This window comes from Subtercola vilae (genome assembly GCF_004923255.1).
Lineage (GTDB): Bacteria > Actinomycetota > Actinomycetes > Actinomycetales > Microbacteriaceae > Subtercola > Subtercola vilae.
Genome location: NZ_QYRT01000025.1, coordinates 12,839 through 28,223 on the forward strand (window position 1 = coordinate 12,839; position 15,385 = coordinate 28,223).

The following is a 15,385-nucleotide window of genomic DNA, read 5'->3' on the forward strand; positions in this document are numbered from 1 at the left end:
GCTCAGCCCGCCGGGTCGGCGTCGGCCGGGGTCTCGTCGGTGACGAGCGCGTCACCGATCACGGCGCGAATCTCCTCGAGCGATACCGCGCCCACTCGGATGACCCGCACGGTGTCGTGGTTGGTCGCGTCGAGAATCGTCGACGAGAGACCGACCGGAGTGACGTCGGCGTGCTCGGCGTCGAGGTAGACGCTGATGCTGTCGCCGAGCATCCGCTCAGCCTCGTGCGCAGTGAGAGCGGCCGGCAGCCCCGTGAGGTTCGCCGACGACACGGCGAGCGGGCCCGTCTCGGCCAACAGCTCGAGTGCGAGCGGGTCGGCGGGCATGCGGAGGGCGACGGTGCCTTCGGTCTCACCCAGATCCCACAGGAGGGAGGCGCGCGCCGGCACCACCACGGTGAGCCCGCCCGGCCAGAACTTCGCGGTCAGCAGCCGAACCGGCTCGCTCACGGTCTCGGCGAGGGCATCGAGCGTACGGAGGTCGGGAATGAGCACAGGAGGCGGAGACTGCCGGGTGCGCCCCTTCGCGTCGAGCAGGCGCTGAACCGCGCGCGCGTTGAACGCGTCGGCGGCGATGCCGTAGACGGTGTCGGTGGGGATCACGACGAGCTCGCCCCGGGAGAGAGCGGCCCGAGCGAGGCGCATTCCGGCAAGGAGTTCGGCCGGAACCGTGCAGTCGTAGATGGCAGCCATGTCGCAGACAATGATAGCCGCTGCACGTGTGTGCACCGATGCAGAACGCGCGGGGTGAGCACTGGGATACTCGATAGGTGACCAAACTCTATCTGTTCGACTTCGACCAGACGCTCTACGCGTACGACTTCCACAAGCGGCTGCCTGCCCTGGCCGAGCTCACCGGCTCGACCCAGTACCACCTCGCCAAGACCTGGTGGGTCGGCGGGCACGAAGAGAAGGCCGACAGCGGTGGGTACCCCACGGTCGAGTCGTACCTCGAGGCGTGGCACGAGGTGACCGGTACGGTTCTGACGCTCGAGAAGTGGCAGACATCACGTAAGGCCGCTATGACACGCAGCGAGACGGCCGTGGATGCCCTGCGGCACGCCACCAGCATCGGCACCGCTTCACTGCTTTCGAACAACAACGTGCTGTTCCGCACCTCGCTGCCCGTGTTGGCGCCCGACGTGGCCGAGATTCTCGGCGACCACGACCTGGTCTCGGCCGACCTCGGCGTCACCAAGCCCGACCCGCTCATCTTCGAACTGGCCATCGAGCGCTTCGATGCGGCCAAAGGCGACGCACTCTTTCTCGACGACAACGCGCGCAACGTCTCTGCAGCCCAGAAGTTCGGCATCCGGGCATTTCACGTGCCCTCGGTCGACCACCTGCCCGACGGCGCAGCCATGCGCGCTGCGATCGACGCGTTCGCTGCGGCCTGACCGGCCCCGCCGCTCCGCGTTCGCTGAGGGCCAGCGGGGCGAATCAGCGGAGCGCAGTGGTGGCGCGGTCGCGACCGGTCAGGTCGCGGTGCGACGCAGTTGCATTCCAGCCGTCGGCCTGCAGCAGGCTCCGGATGGCCGCTGCCTGAAGCTCGCCGTGCTCCATCACGAGCGCACCGCCCGGCCGCAGCAGGCGCAGAGCCGTGAGCGACACCTGGCGCACTACGTCGAGGCCATCGGCGCCGCCGTACAACGCGTGCTCCGGATCGTACAGCCGCACCTCGGGGTCGCGCGGAATGGCGTCGGTGGGAATGTAGGGCGGGTTCGAGATGACGACCGACACGAGACCGTCGAGTTCGTGCAGCGCGTCGGCAAGGTCGATGAAGACGAGCCGGGCATTGGGGGCATCCACTGCGTGGAAATTCTGTTTCGCCCACACGAAGGCGGCCGTCGAGTTCTCGACCGCGACCACCTGGGCGTGCGGCACCTCGACAGCCATCGAGAGCGCAATCGCGCCACTACCGGTGCCGAGGTCTACCCCGATGGGCGACTCATCGGCCATCGAGCGCAGGGAATCGATGGCGAGCCCGGCGACGAACTCGGTCTCGGGCCGCGGCACGAACACGCCGGGGCCGACCGCGAGTTCGATGGTACGAAAGCCCGCCGAACCCGTGATGTGCTGTAGCGGTTCGCGCGCGGCGCGGCGCTCGACCGCCTCGGTGATCATGACTGCGTCGTCGACCGTCACCGGCGAATCGGTGTAGGTCAGCGCCTGAACCTGGCCGCGCGTGGCACCGAGCACGTGGCCGAGCAGCAGCAGCGCGTCGACGTCGGGATCAGGCACACCGGCGCGCCGAAGTACCCCGACCGCGTGCTCGAGCAGCACGCGAACCGTGATGGGCCTGTCGATCTGAATCACACTCATGGCCGGGCCACGCGTCTCACTCAGCCTGAGTGCCCAGCTCTGCGAGCCGGGCTTCTTCGTCTGCCGCGATGCAGGAGTCGACGACCGGCTCCAGGGCACCGTTCATGACGGCGTCGAGGTTGTAGGCCTTGTAGCCCGTGCGGTGGTCGGCAATGCGGTTCTCGGGAAAGTTGTAGGTGCGAATGCGCTCAGAGCGGTCCATGGTGCGAATCTGGCTCTTACGAACGGCAGACGCGGCCTCGTCGATCTCCTCCTGCTGCTTCGCGAGCACTCGGGCACGCAGAACCCGCATACCGGCCTCCCGGTTCTGCAGCTGGCTCTTCTCATTCTGCATCGCCACCACGATTCCCGTGGGGAGGTGGGTGATGCGAACGGCGGAGTCGGTCGTGTTCACCGACTGGCCACCGGGGCCACTCGAGCGGTAGACATCGATTTTGAGGTCGTTCTGGCTGATCTCGACCTCTTCGGGCTCGTCGACCTCGGGATAGACGAGCACGCCGGCGGCGGAGGTGTGAATACGGCCTTGCGACTCAGTGGCCGGCACCCGCTGCACGCGGTGCACGCCACCCTCGTATTTCAGGTGCGCCCAGACGCCCTCGGCGGGGTCAGTCGACTTGCCCTTGATGCCGAGTTGCACGTCTTTGATGCCGCCCAAGTCACTCGAGGTCTGCTCGATGATCTCGGTCTTCCACTTCTTCGACTCTGCGTAGTGCAGGTACATGCGAAGCAGATCGGCGGCGAACAGCGCGCTCTCGGCACCGCCCTCCCCCATCTTGATCTCCATGATGACGTCTCGGCCATCATTGGGGTCACGGGGAATGAGCAGGCGCCGCAGCTTCTCGGTCGAGACCTCGAGCTCTTCGGTCATACCGGGCAGCTCGGCGGCGAACGACGCGTCTTCGGCCGCCATCTCGGTGGCGGCTTCGACGTCGTCGGTCAACTGCTGCCACTCGCGCCACGCCGCGATGATGCGGCTCAACTCGGCGTAGCGACGGTTGACCTTTTTGGATCGAGCAGGATCCGAGTGAAGCGCTGGATCAGCGAGCTGCTCCTGCAGCTCGTCATGCTCGATCAGCAGGGTTTCCACTGATTCGAACATGACTGCCTAATCCTCTTTGTGGTTGTGGTTCGTGTGGCCGGCCGCGGCGCGGTTCTCCGGCATCGACTTCTGCACTTGCATCAGAAACTCTACGTTGCTGGTGGTGTCTTTCAACCGGCCCAGCACGATCTCGAGCGCCTGCTGCTGGTCGAGCCCGGCGAGGGCACGGCGCAGCTTCCAGGTGATCTTCGTCTCGTCGACGCCCATCAGCAGTTCTTCGCGGCGGGTTCCGGATGCGTTCACATCGACCGCGGGGAAGATGCGCTTGTCGGCCAGCTGGCGCGACAGACGCAGTTCCATGTTGCCCGTGCCCTTGAACTCTTCGAAGATGACTTCGTCCATCTTCGACCCGGTCTCGACGAGAGCCGAGGCGAGAATGGTGAGCGAGCCACCGTTCTCGATGTTGCGGGCGGCGCCGAAGAAACGCTTCGGCGGGTACAGGGCTGCGGCATCCACTCCACCAGAGAGAATGCGACCCGACGGCGGGGCCGCCAGGTTGTACGCGCGCCCGAGGCGGGTGATCGAGTCGAGCAGCACGACCACGTCGTGGCCCAGCTCGACGAGGCGCTTCGCACGCTCGATGGCGAGTTCGGCGACCGTGGTGTGGTCTTCGGCGGGGCGGTCGAAGGTGGAGGCGATGACCTCACCCTTGACCGTGCGCTGCATGTCGGTGACCTCTTCGGGCCGCTCGTCGACCAGAACGACCATGAGGTGAACCTCGGGGTTGTTGGTCGAGATCGCGTTGGCGATCTGCTGCATGACGATGGTCTTGCCTGCCTTGGGGGGCGCAACGATGAGGCCGCGCTGGCCCTTGCCGATGGGGGCAACCAGGTCGATGATGCGCTGCGTCAGTTTGCCGGGCTCGGTCTCGAGGCGCAGGCGCTCCTGCGGGTAGAGGGGGGTGAGCTTCGAGAATTCGACGCGGTTTGCGGCCTCTTCGACGGGCAGGCCGTTGATCGACTCGACCTTGACGATGGCGTTGTACTTCTGGCGACCGTTGCTGTCGCCCTCTCGCGGCTGGCGAATGGAACCGACGACGGCATCGCCCTTGCGCAGATTGTACTTCTTGACCTGGCCGAGCGAGACGTACACGTCGCTGTTGCCCGGCAGGTAACCGCTGGTGCGAACGAACGCGTAGTTGTCGAGAATGTCGAGGATGCCCGCCACCGGGATGAGCACGTCGTCTTCGCTGATCTCGGGCTCGAGGTCATCGCCCTGGCCCTGGCCGCGGCGCTTGCGGTCGCGGTAGCGGTTGCGCGCGCTGCGGTCATTGCGATCGTTCGGGTCTTGACGGCCACCGCGGTCGTTGAGCTCGTCGAGCTGCTGCTCGTCGAAGCTCTGATCGTCGCGGTCGCGGTCGGTGCGGTCACGATCGGTGCGGTCGTTGCGCTGGCCACGGGTACCGGCGGCGCCGCGCTGGTTGTTCAAACGGTCGCTGTTGGTGCGGTCGGCGTTGCTCCGCCCCTCGGCGCGGTCGTTCGCAGCGCGGTCGGTGGTGTTGCGGTCGTTGGCGGCACGGTCGTTGGCTGCACGATCGTTCGCGGCACGGTCGGCGACAGCCTCGGTGCGGTCACCGGATGCACGCTCCCCGGTATTCGCAGCCCGGTCGTTACCCTGCTGGGCGTTCTGGCCGCCCGCGGCGCCACCGTTCGCTGAACGATCGGCGTTGCGGTCGCGACGGTTGCGGTTGCGGCCGCCCTGGCGACCCTCACCCTGCTCGGACTGCTCGCCACGCGCCGAAACGTCGGACTCGGTGTCGGAACTGTCGACGATCGGCAGGTCGGGAAGAATGGAGTCGGTACGGGAACGCTCGAACGTGGGCGCTTCGGCCGGAGCCTCGCCGGCGTCACGGGCAGCCTGCGCTGCGCGCTGGGCCCGGGTGAGGCGCGGGGTGCGAGCCTGACGCTCGGAGCGTGCGGGGCCGCCCTGCGGACCCTCGGGAAGCGTGATCTCGAACGAGGCGGTGCCCGGCTCGGCGACGGCGGTCTCAGAAGAGGCGGCAGCGGCAGAGCTGGCGACAGCGTCGAGGGCGAAGCTGTTCGAGTCATCGCGCGCGCTGGTGGCGGCGGCGGTGTCGGCACCGGCGTCAGTGTCGGCGCCAGCTTCAGTGTCGGCACCGGTGGGAACCAGAGCAGCGAGCTCGTCTGCCGAAGCGTTCACGTGCTGTACGGCCGAGCGACGCTCGGCTGCGGGGGCACTGGTCGGCTCGGAGTTGGTGACGCGGCGAGAGGCGCGACGACGGCCCGTGCTCGCCGGTGCGACGACCTCTGCCGTCGGCTCGGCGATACCGGCCGCAGCCAGGGCGGCAGCGGTCGGCTCGTCAGTGGCGCTCGAAGCGGTGGCACTCGAAGCGGTGGCGCTCGAATCAGATGCGCTCGGCGCGGTGGCGTTCGGGGCGGTGGAGTTCGGGGCGTCAGTGCCCGCGGCAGCAACCGGAGCCGCCGGTGCGGTGGCGTCAGGCGCGGCGCTGGCCTGTGCATCCGGAGCCGTCGTCGACTGCGTCAGAGCGTCGGTTGCACCGTCGACCGCAGCGGAGGCTGCGTCGGCGGCAGGCGCGAGGTCAGCCGAGGGAGCTTCGGCCTGCGCCCCGGCGATGGCGGCGACGAGGTCGCCCTTGCGGAGCTTCGAGGCGCCGGCGATGCCGAGCGCGGAGGCCAGGGTCTGCAGCTCTGAGACTTTCAGAGTTGCGAGATCGGAGCGTTGCGCGCTCGGGGCGTGGAGATCGGTGTCAGACACTAAGGTGATTTCCTTCCTCTGCCGGCTTATGAATTGCGGCAGAAGAGCTGTACGCGCTTGAATGCGTTGGCGGAGGCTACGAACTGTGGCTCTCAGCGGCACAACAAGCGTCAGCGATAATTAGAGGATGTGCGACCGGGCCCCACGGGTTGGCAGATGAGCCAAAACCGTACGCCGCCAGCTTTTGAGAGCTACTCGACGTCGACCGGGTGCGCTATTACTGTAGCACCTTTGAAGTCGACAGCCAGAACGAGTGAGCTCCAGGGTGTCGCCGACTCTGCTGCCACCAGTTCGGCAGCCGCCAGGCGCTGACCCGGGTCGCTGCAGAGCACCAGAATGCTCGGCCCCGCACCAGAAACGACGGCCGGAAAGCCCTGGGCACGAAGCAGCCTGATGAGGCGGTCGGTCTCGGGCATCGCGGCAGCACGATAGCTCTGGTGCAGCTTGTCTTCAGTGGCGGCGAACAGCAGTTCGGGGCTCTGGATGAGCGCCGCAATGAGAAGTGTCGAGCGCGAGACGTTGAAGATGGCGTCTTCGTGCGGCACCGTCGCCGGCTGCAGGCTGCGAGCCAAGGCCGTCGACATCGTCGCCTGCGGCACCAGAACGAGCGGCGAGACCCCGCGGTGCACGTTCAGCTTCTTGAACTGGGGGCCCTCAGGCGTGACCCACGCGATGGTGAGGCACCCGAACAGGGCGGGCGCCACGTTGTCGGGATGCCCTTCCAGCTCGGTCGCGAGAGCGAGCAGCCCCAGCGCGTCGATCTCGACCACGCCCTCGAGCAGACCTTTCGCGGCCATGATGCCGCTCACGATGGCCGCGCCAGACGAACCGAGCCCGCGACCGTGCGGAATGCTGTTGCGAGCGATGAGGTCGAGCCCCGGCATGCTCTGGCCGTAGTGGGCGAACGTGTGCGCGATGGAGCGCACGACCAGGTTGGTTTCGTCAGTGGGTACCTCGCCGGCACCGACACCCCGAACATCCACTGTGGCACCGCGCTCGTCGCGAACGGTGACCGTCAGCTCGTCGTAGAGGGACAGCGACAGGCCGAGCGTGTCGAAGCCCGGGCCGAGGTTCGCCGACGTCGCGGGTACCCGAACGGTGACCGAGCGACCAGCCAAGCTCACGCGGTGGCCTTCGACAGGCCGAGCACACCGGCGATCTCAGCCGCATCGACGGGAACGACGGTGGGCGTGATGTCGCCGCCGTTGGCGGTACGAAGCGCCCACTGCGGGTCTTTCAGCCCGTGGCCTGTGACCGTGAGAACGACCGTGGAGCCGCGCGGGATCTGGCCCGCTTCTGCGCGCTCGAGCAGGCCGGCCACGCTGATGGCAGACGCTGGTTCGACGAAGATGCCGACCTCGGCCGAGAGAATGCGGTACGCCTCGAGAATCTTGGCGTCGTCGATGGCGCCGAAGTAGCCGTCGCTCTTCTCACGCGCCTCGAGTGCGAAGCCCCACGAAGCAGGATTGCCGATGCGGATGGCGCTGGCAATGGTCTCGGGATTCTTCACCACGTGACCGAGCACGAGGGGCGCACTGCCTGAAGCCTGGAAGCCGAACATGCGCGGCAGCTTCGTGGTGACGCCCCGCTCGAGCTCTTCGCTGTAGCCGCGGAAGTAGGCAGTGTAGTTACCCGCATTGCCGACGGGCACGATGTGGAAGTCGGGCGCATCCTGCAGCACCTCGACGACCTCGAAGGCGGCCGTCTTCTGGCCCTCGATGCGGTCGGGGTTGACCGAGTTCACGAGGTGCACCGGGTAGTTGGCAGCGAGCTCGCGGGCAATGTCGAGACAGTCGTCGAAGTTGCCCTGAACCTGCAGAAGCTCGGCGTCGTGTGCGATGGCCTGGCTGAGCTTGCCCATGGCGATCTTGCCCTCGGGAACAAGCACGGCGGCCTTGATGCCCGCGTGGGTGGCGTACGCCGCAGCCGAGGCCGAGGTGTTGCCGGTGGAGGCGCAGATGACCGCCTTGGCACCGTGCTCGACGGCCTTCGAGATGGCCATGGTCATTCCGCGGTCTTTGAACGAACCCGTGGGGTTCATGCCCTCGAACTTCACCCAGACCTGGGCACCCGTGCGGGCCGACAGAGCCGGCGCGGGAATCAGCGGGGTACCACCCTCGCCCAGCGTGATGATGGGCGTCGCGTCGCTGATGTTCAGGCGGTCGGCGTACTCGTGCAGCACGCCTCTCCACTGCCGCGACGGGATACGGGGGCTTTCGGTGGCCATTAGGCTCCTTCAACTCTCAAGACAGATTTCACGCATGTCACGGCCTCGTGCCGGGCCACCGCGTCGACCGTGGCAGACAGGGCCGCGTCGGTCGACTGGTGCGTGACAATGACAAGGGTAGCGGTGGAGCGCTCAGACTCCGAACGCGACCCGACAGACTGCTGCACCGCTTCGACGGAGACGGAGTGCTCGCTGAAGATGCTGGCGATGCGCGCCAGAACGCCGGGCTCGTCGACAACCTCGAGGGTGATCTGGTAGCGGGTGAGCACGGTGCCGATGGGCAGAATGGGCAAGAACGAGGTGAAGACCTCACCCACCCCGGGCCCGCCCGCAACATGTCGCCTCGCTGCCGAAACCAGGTCGCCGAGCACCGCGGATGCTGTCTCCAGCCCTCCCGCCCCGGCACCGTAGAACATGAGGTCGCCGGCCGCCTCGGCCTCGACGAACACCGCGTTCTTCGCACCGTGAACGGCAGCGAGCGGATGCAGTCTCGACACCAGCGCGGGGTGCACCCGCGCCGACACGCCCTCGGCGCCGGTCTCGGGGTCGACCACCCGCTCGCAGATGGCGAGCAGCTTCACCACATAGCCCGAACGACGGGCCTGGTCGACCATCGTGGAGGTGACGCCGGTGATTCCCTCCCGGTAGACAGCATCGACGGGAACCGCCGTGTGAAAGGCGAGGCGCGCGAGGATGGCCGCCTTCTGCGCGGCGTCATACCCCTCGATGTCGGCGGTGGGGTCTGCCTCGGCGTAACCCAGCTCGGTGGCGGCGGCCAGGGCGGCCTCCATCGTGTCTCCGTCGACATCCATGCGGTCGAGGATGTAGTTGGTGGTGCCGTTCACGATGCCGAGGATGCGCTTGACCCGGTCACCCGCGAGGCTGTCGCGCAGCGGCCGGATGATGGGAATCGCTCCCCCGGCAGCAGCCTCGTAGTACAGCTGCGCGCCCACTTGCTCTGCCGCCTCGAACAACTCGTTGCCGTGCAGCGCAAGCAGCGCCTTGTTGCCCGTGACCACGTCGGCACCGGAGTGCAGCGCCTGCAGAATGTAGCTGCGCGCCGGCTCGATGCCGCCCATCAACTCGATGACGATGTCGGCCGAGAGAATGAGCGATTCGGCGTCGGTCGTGTAGAGCTCCTGCGGCAGGTCGACACTGCGCTCGGCGTCGACGTTGCGCACGGCGATGCCGACGAGCTCGAGCCCGGCACCCACTCGTGAGGCGAGTTCGTCGCTGTGCTCGATGAGCAGCTGCGCCACGCGGGCACCCACGTTGCCGGCGCCGAGCAGCGCGATCTTCAGGTTGCGGTATTCGATCATGATGCTTTCCGGGGCTCTGACGCGGCGCGTGCCGGGGCGTGGTTCGGGGCAGTGGTGGCCGTGGTGGCGGATGTCCCCGCGGCTACGGATGCGGCCGTGGTGGCGGATGTCCCCGTGGTGGCGGATGACCCCGCGGCTGCGGATGCGGCCGTCGTGGCGGTGCGGGTGGAGCGCGCCAGCCCCGGGTCACGGGCGAGCAGGTCGTCGACGCTCTCGCCGCGCATGATGAGCCGAGCCGAGCCGCCCTGCACTACTACTACGGGCGGGCGCCCCAGATAGTTGTAGTTGCTCGAGAGCGACCAGCAGTAGGCGCCGGTGGCGGCCACGGCCACGGTGTCACCGGGGGTCACGTCTGCCGGCAGGTAGTCGGCGTAGACCACGATGTCACCGCTCTCGCAGTGCTTGCCGGCAATGCGCACCAGCAGGGGCTCGGCCGTCGACACGCGGCCGGCGATGCGCACGCTGTAGTCGGCACCGTAGAGCGCTGGGCGGGCGTTGTCGCTCATGCCGCCGTCGACGCTCACGTAGGTGCGCACGGCGGTGTCGGCACCATTCTCGGCGCTTCCGTCTGCGCCGCCCTCTGCCTTGCCCTCTGCATTGGCATCTGCACTGGCATCTGCACTGGCATCTGCACTGGCCTTTGCACTGGCCTCGACGCCCACGCTCACGGGCTTCACTGTTCCCACGGTATAGAGCGTCGCCGTCGACGGGCCGATGAGCACGCGGCCCGGCTCGAACGCAACGTGCGGCACCGGGATGCCGAGGCGAGCGCACTCCGAACCGACGATGTCGGCCAACTGCTCTGCAAGCTGCCCCACCGGCGTCGGGTCGTCGGCGCGCGTGTAGGCGATGCCGAACCCACCGCCGAGGTTCAGCTCGGGAATCTCGCCGCCCTCGAGCAGCGCCGCGTGCACGTCGAGCAGGCGCGCCGCCGACTCGCTGAAACCGTCGCTGCCGAAGATCTGCGAACCGATGTGGCAGTGCAGGCCGAGAAAGCGCAGGCTGCTGTGCGACCGGATGGCCGCCACCAGCTCGGGAGCGTCGCTAAGTGCGGTGCCGAACTTCTGGTCGTCGTGCGCTGTGGCGAGAAAGTCGTGGGTGTGAGCGTGCACGCCGCTGTTCACCCGCAGGCGCACGGCCTGCACGCGGCCGTGGCGAAGCGCTGCGGCAGCAACGCGCTCGACCTCGATGGGACTGTCGATCACGATGGCGCCCACGCCGTACTCGACGGCCTCGTCGATCTCGGCGAGCGACTTGTTATTGCCGTGGTACCCGATGTGTTCGGGTGAGACGCCGGCGCCGATGGCCACGGCGAACTCGCCCGCGCTGCACACGTCGATGCTGAGGCCTTCGCCGGTCATCCATTCGGCGACGGCAGAGGAGAGAAACGCCTTGGCGGCGTAGTAGACAGTGACGTCGGTGCCGATGCGCGCGAACGCACCCTCGAACGATGCGCGGAAGTGGCGCGCGCGGCCCCGGGCGTCTGCCTCGTCGACCACATAGAGCGGAGTGCCGAAGCGGGCCACGAGCTCCGAGGCGGCAACGCCACCGAGCGAGAGTTCGCCGGTGCTCGTGCGCGTGGCAGAACCGGGCCAGACGGCGGGAGGGAGATCATTGGCGTCGGCGGGCAGCGTGAGCCACGACGGCGCGAGCGGATTGGCAGTCATCGGGTGAACCTCTGGCACATCGAGCGGGGCCCGGCGGTGGTCGGCGGGCTCAGGGCAGCTGGGGGCGAGCGAACCCGGATTGGTCCCTGAAGCCGTCAATAAGGCAATTCTAGCGGAATCCGTGAGTGGCTCGAATCGTGTTACACGCGAACCTGATGAATTCTCTATACTTGGTGAGAATTCATCGATGAAGGAGGCCGAATGACCACCACCGCTCGAAACACGCCCGCACGGTTCGGTGCGCAGCATGCCACACGTCGGCGGGCCCGTCGTGGGCCGCTCGTCGCGACGCTCGCGGTCTCGTTCTCGCTCGCGCTGTCGTTCGCGGTCTCCGGGTGCTCGGCGAGTGCCTCCCTCACCGTGCCGGCCAGCGAATTCGCCACCGGGGTCACGAACACCCTCGTGAAGCAGGTCGCCGCCGGTACCCCGTCTCCCACCGTCGACTGCGGCAGCGACCCCATCGCCCTCGTCAACGACTCCGTAGTGCACTGCGACCTCACGGCCGACGACTCCCCCGGCGTGCACTACGACACGGCGGTCACCATCAGCAACGTGAAAGGCAGCGACTACCACATCGACATCAAGGTCGCCGACCAGCCGAAGTGAGTGGGGTGTTCAGCCGCAGCTGCCCGTGGCGCTCAGCGAGGCGGCACTCAAGACCAGGTTCGTCGCGGTCGCGTCGACCGTCACCTGCCCTGGCGAGGGCGTGATGCCCGTGATCTCGACTCTCGGCGGCAGGTACTTCGCCACACAGATGCTGATCGGCTTCGCCACCACGGCTTTCAGCGCCCCGCTCACGTCGAAACTCGCAGAACCCGCCGACAGCTTCGCGTTCACGGGAGTCAGAAGAACGTCGGCACCCGAGGGGGTCGCCGTCGCCGTCGCGTCGTACCCGAACGACAGGCCGAGCACACTCACCGAACCCTGATACCCCACCGTGCCGTCGCCGAGCGTGATCGAGTTCGAGCCCGGAATCGACAGAAACCGGTTCACGGCCGCTTCATCGAGGGTGAGAGTCGCCGCGATCCGCGGTACGGGCTTCGACTGGTCGGTCGACACACCGTTGGCCACGACCTTCGCCTGCAGCGGCGTTCCGTCGACCGCCAGCCCGGCACCGGTGAGGGTGACCTCGTCGAACGTTCCGCTGGCGTACTGCTCGAGAAACGACCATCCGCCAATCTGAACCGTCACGTCACCCGTGACGTTCGACGGCAGCCTGTCGAGCATCGCCCGTCTGACCTGCCCCTCGGCGAACGATCTCAGGCCCACATCGGCCACGACCAGCCCACCCGCCACGACCACCACGGCGATCGCGACTCCGGTCAGCACCCTGCTTCGGCGTCTCATCGCTCGCCTCACATGCGGTCGGGCGCAGAGACGCCGAGCAGCTCGAGGCCGTTGCGAATGACCTGGCCGGTGGCGTCGTTCAGCCACAGACGCGTGCGGTGCAGGTCGGTGACCGGCTCGTCTCCGAGCGGAAGCACCCGGCACACCGAATACCAGCGGTGGTAGTGCCCGGCAACCTCTTCGAGGTAGCGGGCAACGCGGTGCGGCTCCCGCAGCTCGGCCGACTGTGCCACGATACGCGGCAGTTCCTGAAGCGACCCGAGCAGCTCGGTCTCGGCCTCGTGGCTGAGCAGCGACGGCTCGAACACACTGCGGTCGACGCCGGCCGCCGCCGCGTTCTTCGCCACCGAGCGAGTGCGCGAGTGCGCGTACTGCACGTAGAACACGGGGTTGTCGTTGGTGCGCGAGCGCAGCACCTCGCCGTCGAGCGACAGCGGCGAATCGGCCGGGTAGCGGGCGAGCCAGTACCGCAGGGCATCCGCGCCGACCCAGGCCACCAGGTCGTCGAGCTCGATGATGTTGCCGGCGCGCTTCGAGAGCTTGGCACCGTTCAGGTTGACCAGCTGGCCGATGAGCACCGAGATGTTCACGTCGGGGTCGTCGCCGGCCGCCGCTGCGAGCGCCTTCAATCGGCCCACGTACCCGTGGTGGTCTGCACCGAGCAGGTAGATCTTCTCGGTGAAGCCGCGGTCTTTCTTGTTCAGGTAGTACGCCGCGTCGGCCGCGAAGTACGTCGTGATGCCATTGCCGCGGGTGAGCACGCGGTCTTTGTCATCGCCGAAGTCGGTGGTCTTCACCCACACCGCGTCGTCTTTCTCGTACACGTGGCCCTGCTCGCGCAGGCGCACGGCGGCCTGGTCGATGAGGCTGAGGCCCGTCTCGGGGTCGGTCTCGTGCAGGCTGAGTTCGGAGAAGAACACGTCGAAGTGCACGTTGAAGCTCTCAAGCGAGGTTTTGATCTCTTCGAGCTGCTGGCGGTAGCCGATGTCGCGGGCAACGCCCACGGCCTCGTCGTGCGGCAGCTCGGCGAGGTTCGGAACCTGCTCGAGAACCTTCGCGGCGAGCTGCTGGATGTACTCGCCGGGGTAGCCCTTCTCGGGCGTGGGCTCGCCCTTCGCGGCGGCGAGAATGGATGCCCCGAAATTGTCCATCTGGTTGCCGGCGTCGTTGATGTAGTACTCGGTCGTGACCTCCGCACCCGATGCGCTGAGCACCCGCGCGATGGCGTCGCCGAGGGCCGCCCACCTCGTGTGGCCGAGGTGCAGCGGGCCGGTGGGGTTGGCCGAGACGAACTCCATGTTGACGCTCAGGCCGTCGAGCTGGTGGTTGTGGCCGTAGCTGTCACCGGCGACGAGAATGGAGCGGGCGATCTCGCCTGCGGCAGCGGTGTCGAGAGTGATGTTGATGAAGCCGGGACCCGCGACATCCACCTTCGACACACCGGCGATGGCGGAGATCTCGGGCACAAGCTCGGCGGCGAACGCGCGCGGGTTGGTGCCGAGGCTCTTTGCCAGCTTCATGGCGATGTTCGAGGTCCAGTCGCCGTGGTCGCGGTTGCGCGGGCGCTCGAGCAGCACGTCAGCCGCTGTGATGGAGGCCGAGCCGTCGAGGCGGGCGGTCACAATGTCGAACAGAGCGCTGGAAAGATCTTCGGGAGTCACGGTCTACGAGTCTATCTCGGCGCCGCGTGGGGCCCCGAGACACCGTGCGTCAGTGCAGCCGGTCAGTGCAGTGGGTCAGTGCAGCCGGTCAGTGCAGCTGAACGAGCTCGCGGGTGTCATCGTGGGGCAGGGCATCCGCTGTGGCCGTCACTTCGAGAGCCGTAAGGGTGAGCCAGCCCCCGTGGTTGGTGAGAAAGGCCGTATCGGCAGCATCGCGACCCGTGGCGATGCGAACAAGGCTCTGACGGGGTGCGAGCGCCGTGGCATCGACGATGAACCATTCGCCGTCGATGTAGGCCTCGGCAACCGCGTGGAAATCCATGGGGCGAAGGCCCGGCGCGTACACCGACACCAGCCGCGCCGGCACGTCGAGGCCGCGCAGCAGCGTGATCACCAGGTGGGCATAGTCGCGGCACACGCCCTGGCGGCTCAGCAGAGTGCGTACGGCTCCGTCGGTGGGCAGGCTCGACCCGGGAACATAGCTGAGCTTCTCGCCCACCCACGACGAGACGCAATCGAGCAGTATGCGCCCTTCGAGCCCCCGAAATTCGGAGCGCGCCGTCGGCAGCAGCATGTCTGACTCGCAGTAGCGGCTCGGTCGCAGGTACGTGATGAGGTCGTTCTTCGTCACCGGAACCGCGGTCTCGAGGCCGTCGACTTCTGCCCAGTAGTTGAGGCTCAGGTGCCCGGCTCCGGCGTCGAACTCGTGCAATCGGGTTCCGTGCACGTCGAGAATCTCGACCGGCGTGATCGGATGCCCGTTGTACAGGTACTCGATCGACTCCTTCTGCGTGGCAAGCCCAGCAGCTACGGCTATGGAGAAAACAAGGTTTGCGGGGGCGTCGATGTCACATTCGATGTGTGCGCTGACCGTTCGCTTCATGATCACGATCCTGCCACGAATTTCGGGCGATTCTGGCACCCCGATTCGTGCACGCAGGGCCTTGTCGGGCAGCCCGACACCCGGGTAGAAGTCAGTGAGTACTTCTTCTGCCGCATCGAGGTCAC

Annotated in this window: 13 protein-coding genes; 2 read left to right on the plus strand and 11 right to left on the minus strand. The window is 67.3% G+C overall.

From position 1 onward, the window contains the following. Positions 1–2 precede the first annotated feature (2 nt). Positions 3–692, minus strand: coding sequence for an L-threonylcarbamoyladenylate synthase (locus tag D4765_RS12605; RefSeq protein ID WP_136642657.1), 690 nt, complete (start codon positions 690–692; stop codon positions 3–5). 77 nt (positions 693–769) lie between these two features. Here D4765_RS12605 and D4765_RS12610 point away from each other — a divergent pair, with 77 nt between their 5' ends. Beyond that, positions 770–1,396, plus strand: coding sequence for an HAD-IA family hydrolase (locus D4765_RS12610; protein WP_136642658.1), 627 nt, complete (start codon positions 770–772; stop codon positions 1,394–1,396). Between the two features lie 43 nt (positions 1,397–1,439). Here the strand turns inward: D4765_RS12610 and prmC are convergent, their stop codons facing one another. The 7 genes from prmC to D4765_RS12645 form a co-directional block, all read right to left on the minus strand. Continuing rightward, the gene (prmC, locus tag D4765_RS12615; RefSeq protein ID WP_136642659.1) at positions 1,440–2,321 is read right to left on the minus strand and encodes a peptide chain release factor N(5)-glutamine methyltransferase; all 882 of its coding nucleotides are present in this window, start codon (positions 2,319–2,321) and stop codon (positions 1,440–1,442) included. Between the two features lie 16 nt (positions 2,322–2,337). After that, positions 2,338–3,420, minus strand: coding sequence for a peptide chain release factor 1 (prfA, locus tag D4765_RS12620; RefSeq protein WP_136642660.1), 1,083 nt, complete (start codon positions 3,418–3,420; stop codon positions 2,338–2,340). Positions 3,421–3,426: 6 nt separating this feature from the next. Beyond that, positions 3,427–6,156 (minus strand): transcription termination factor Rho, encoded by a 2,730-nt coding sequence (gene rho / locus D4765_RS12625; RefSeq protein ID WP_136642661.1) that lies wholly within the window; start codon positions 6,154–6,156, stop codon positions 3,427–3,429. Positions 6,157–6,347: 191 nt separating this feature from the next. Continuing rightward, positions 6,348–7,280, minus strand: a complete 933-nt coding sequence (gene thrB, locus D4765_RS12630; protein WP_136642662.1) for a homoserine kinase — start codon at positions 7,278–7,280, stop codon at positions 6,348–6,350. Next, complete coding sequence (gene thrC / locus D4765_RS12635; RefSeq protein ID WP_136642663.1) at positions 7,277–8,383, minus strand: threonine synthase; 1,107 nt, start codon at positions 8,381–8,383, stop codon at positions 7,277–7,279. Before thrC ends, thrB begins: the two co-directional genes overlap by 4 nt. Next, on the minus strand, positions 8,383–9,702 hold the full coding sequence (locus D4765_RS12640) for a homoserine dehydrogenase (RefSeq protein ID WP_136642664.1): 1,320 nt from the start codon (positions 9,700–9,702) through the stop codon (positions 8,383–8,385). Before D4765_RS12640 ends, thrC begins: the two co-directional genes overlap by 1 nt. Beyond that, complete coding sequence (locus D4765_RS12645; protein ID WP_136642665.1) at positions 9,699–11,369, minus strand: diaminopimelate decarboxylase family protein; 1,671 nt, start codon at positions 11,367–11,369, stop codon at positions 9,699–9,701. The genes D4765_RS12640 and D4765_RS12645 overlap by 4 nt, the downstream gene beginning before the upstream one ends. 201 nt (positions 11,370–11,570) lie before the next feature. Between D4765_RS12645 and D4765_RS12650 the strand changes: the two genes are divergently transcribed. Then, positions 11,571–11,975 (plus strand): hypothetical protein, encoded by a 405-nt coding sequence (locus D4765_RS12650; protein ID WP_136642666.1) that lies wholly within the window; start codon positions 11,571–11,573, stop codon positions 11,973–11,975. 9 nt (positions 11,976–11,984) lie between these two features. On the opposite strand, the gene D4765_RS12655 is transcribed toward D4765_RS12650, so the two are convergent. The 3 genes from D4765_RS12655 to D4765_RS12665 form a co-directional block, all read right to left on the minus strand. Then, positions 11,985–12,716, minus strand: coding sequence for an LmeA family phospholipid-binding protein (locus tag D4765_RS12655; protein ID WP_136642667.1), 732 nt, complete (start codon positions 12,714–12,716; stop codon positions 11,985–11,987). Between the two features lie 8 nt (positions 12,717–12,724). Then, positions 12,725–14,377, minus strand: a complete 1,653-nt coding sequence (gene argS, locus D4765_RS12660; RefSeq protein ID WP_136642668.1) for an arginine--tRNA ligase — start codon at positions 14,375–14,377, stop codon at positions 12,725–12,727. Between the two features lie 88 nt (positions 14,378–14,465). Further along, the gene (locus D4765_RS12665) at positions 14,466–15,260 is read right to left on the minus strand and encodes a transglutaminase-like domain-containing protein (RefSeq protein WP_136642669.1); all 795 of its coding nucleotides are present in this window, start codon (positions 15,258–15,260) and stop codon (positions 14,466–14,468) included. Positions 15,261–15,385 lie beyond the last annotated feature (125 nt).

Bases quoted from the DNA above. Each gene is read 5' to 3' on its own strand.
- D4765_RS12650 (WP_136642666.1), top strand. From the start codon at position 11,571: ATGACCACCACCGCTCGAAACACGCCCGCACGGTTCGGTGCGCAGCAT.
- D4765_RS12655 (WP_136642667.1), bottom strand. From the start codon at position 12,716: ATGAGACGCCGAAGCAGGGTGCTGACCGGAGTCGCGATCGCCGTGGTG.
- thrC (WP_136642663.1), bottom strand. From the start codon at position 8,383: ATGGCCACCGAAAGCCCCCGTATCCCGTCGCGGCAGTGGAGAGGCGTG.
- prmC (WP_136642659.1), bottom strand. From the start codon at position 2,321: ATGAGTGTGATTCAGATCGACAGGCCCATCACGGTTCGCGTGCTGCTC.
- D4765_RS12640 (WP_136642664.1), bottom strand. From the start codon at position 9,702: ATGATCGAATACCGCAACCTGAAGATCGCGCTGCTCGGCGCCGGCAAC.
- D4765_RS12645 (WP_136642665.1), bottom strand. From the start codon at position 11,369: ATGACTGCCAATCCGCTCGCGCCGTCGTGGCTCACGCTGCCCGCCGAC.
- D4765_RS12605 (WP_136642657.1), bottom strand. From the start codon at position 692: ATGGCTGCCATCTACGACTGCACGGTTCCGGCCGAACTCCTTGCCGGA.
- prfA (WP_136642660.1), bottom strand. From the start codon at position 3,420: ATGTTCGAATCAGTGGAAACCCTGCTGATCGAGCATGACGAGCTGCAG.
- D4765_RS12665 (WP_136642669.1), bottom strand. From the start codon at position 15,260: ATGAAGCGAACGGTCAGCGCACACATCGAATGTGACATCGACGCCCCC.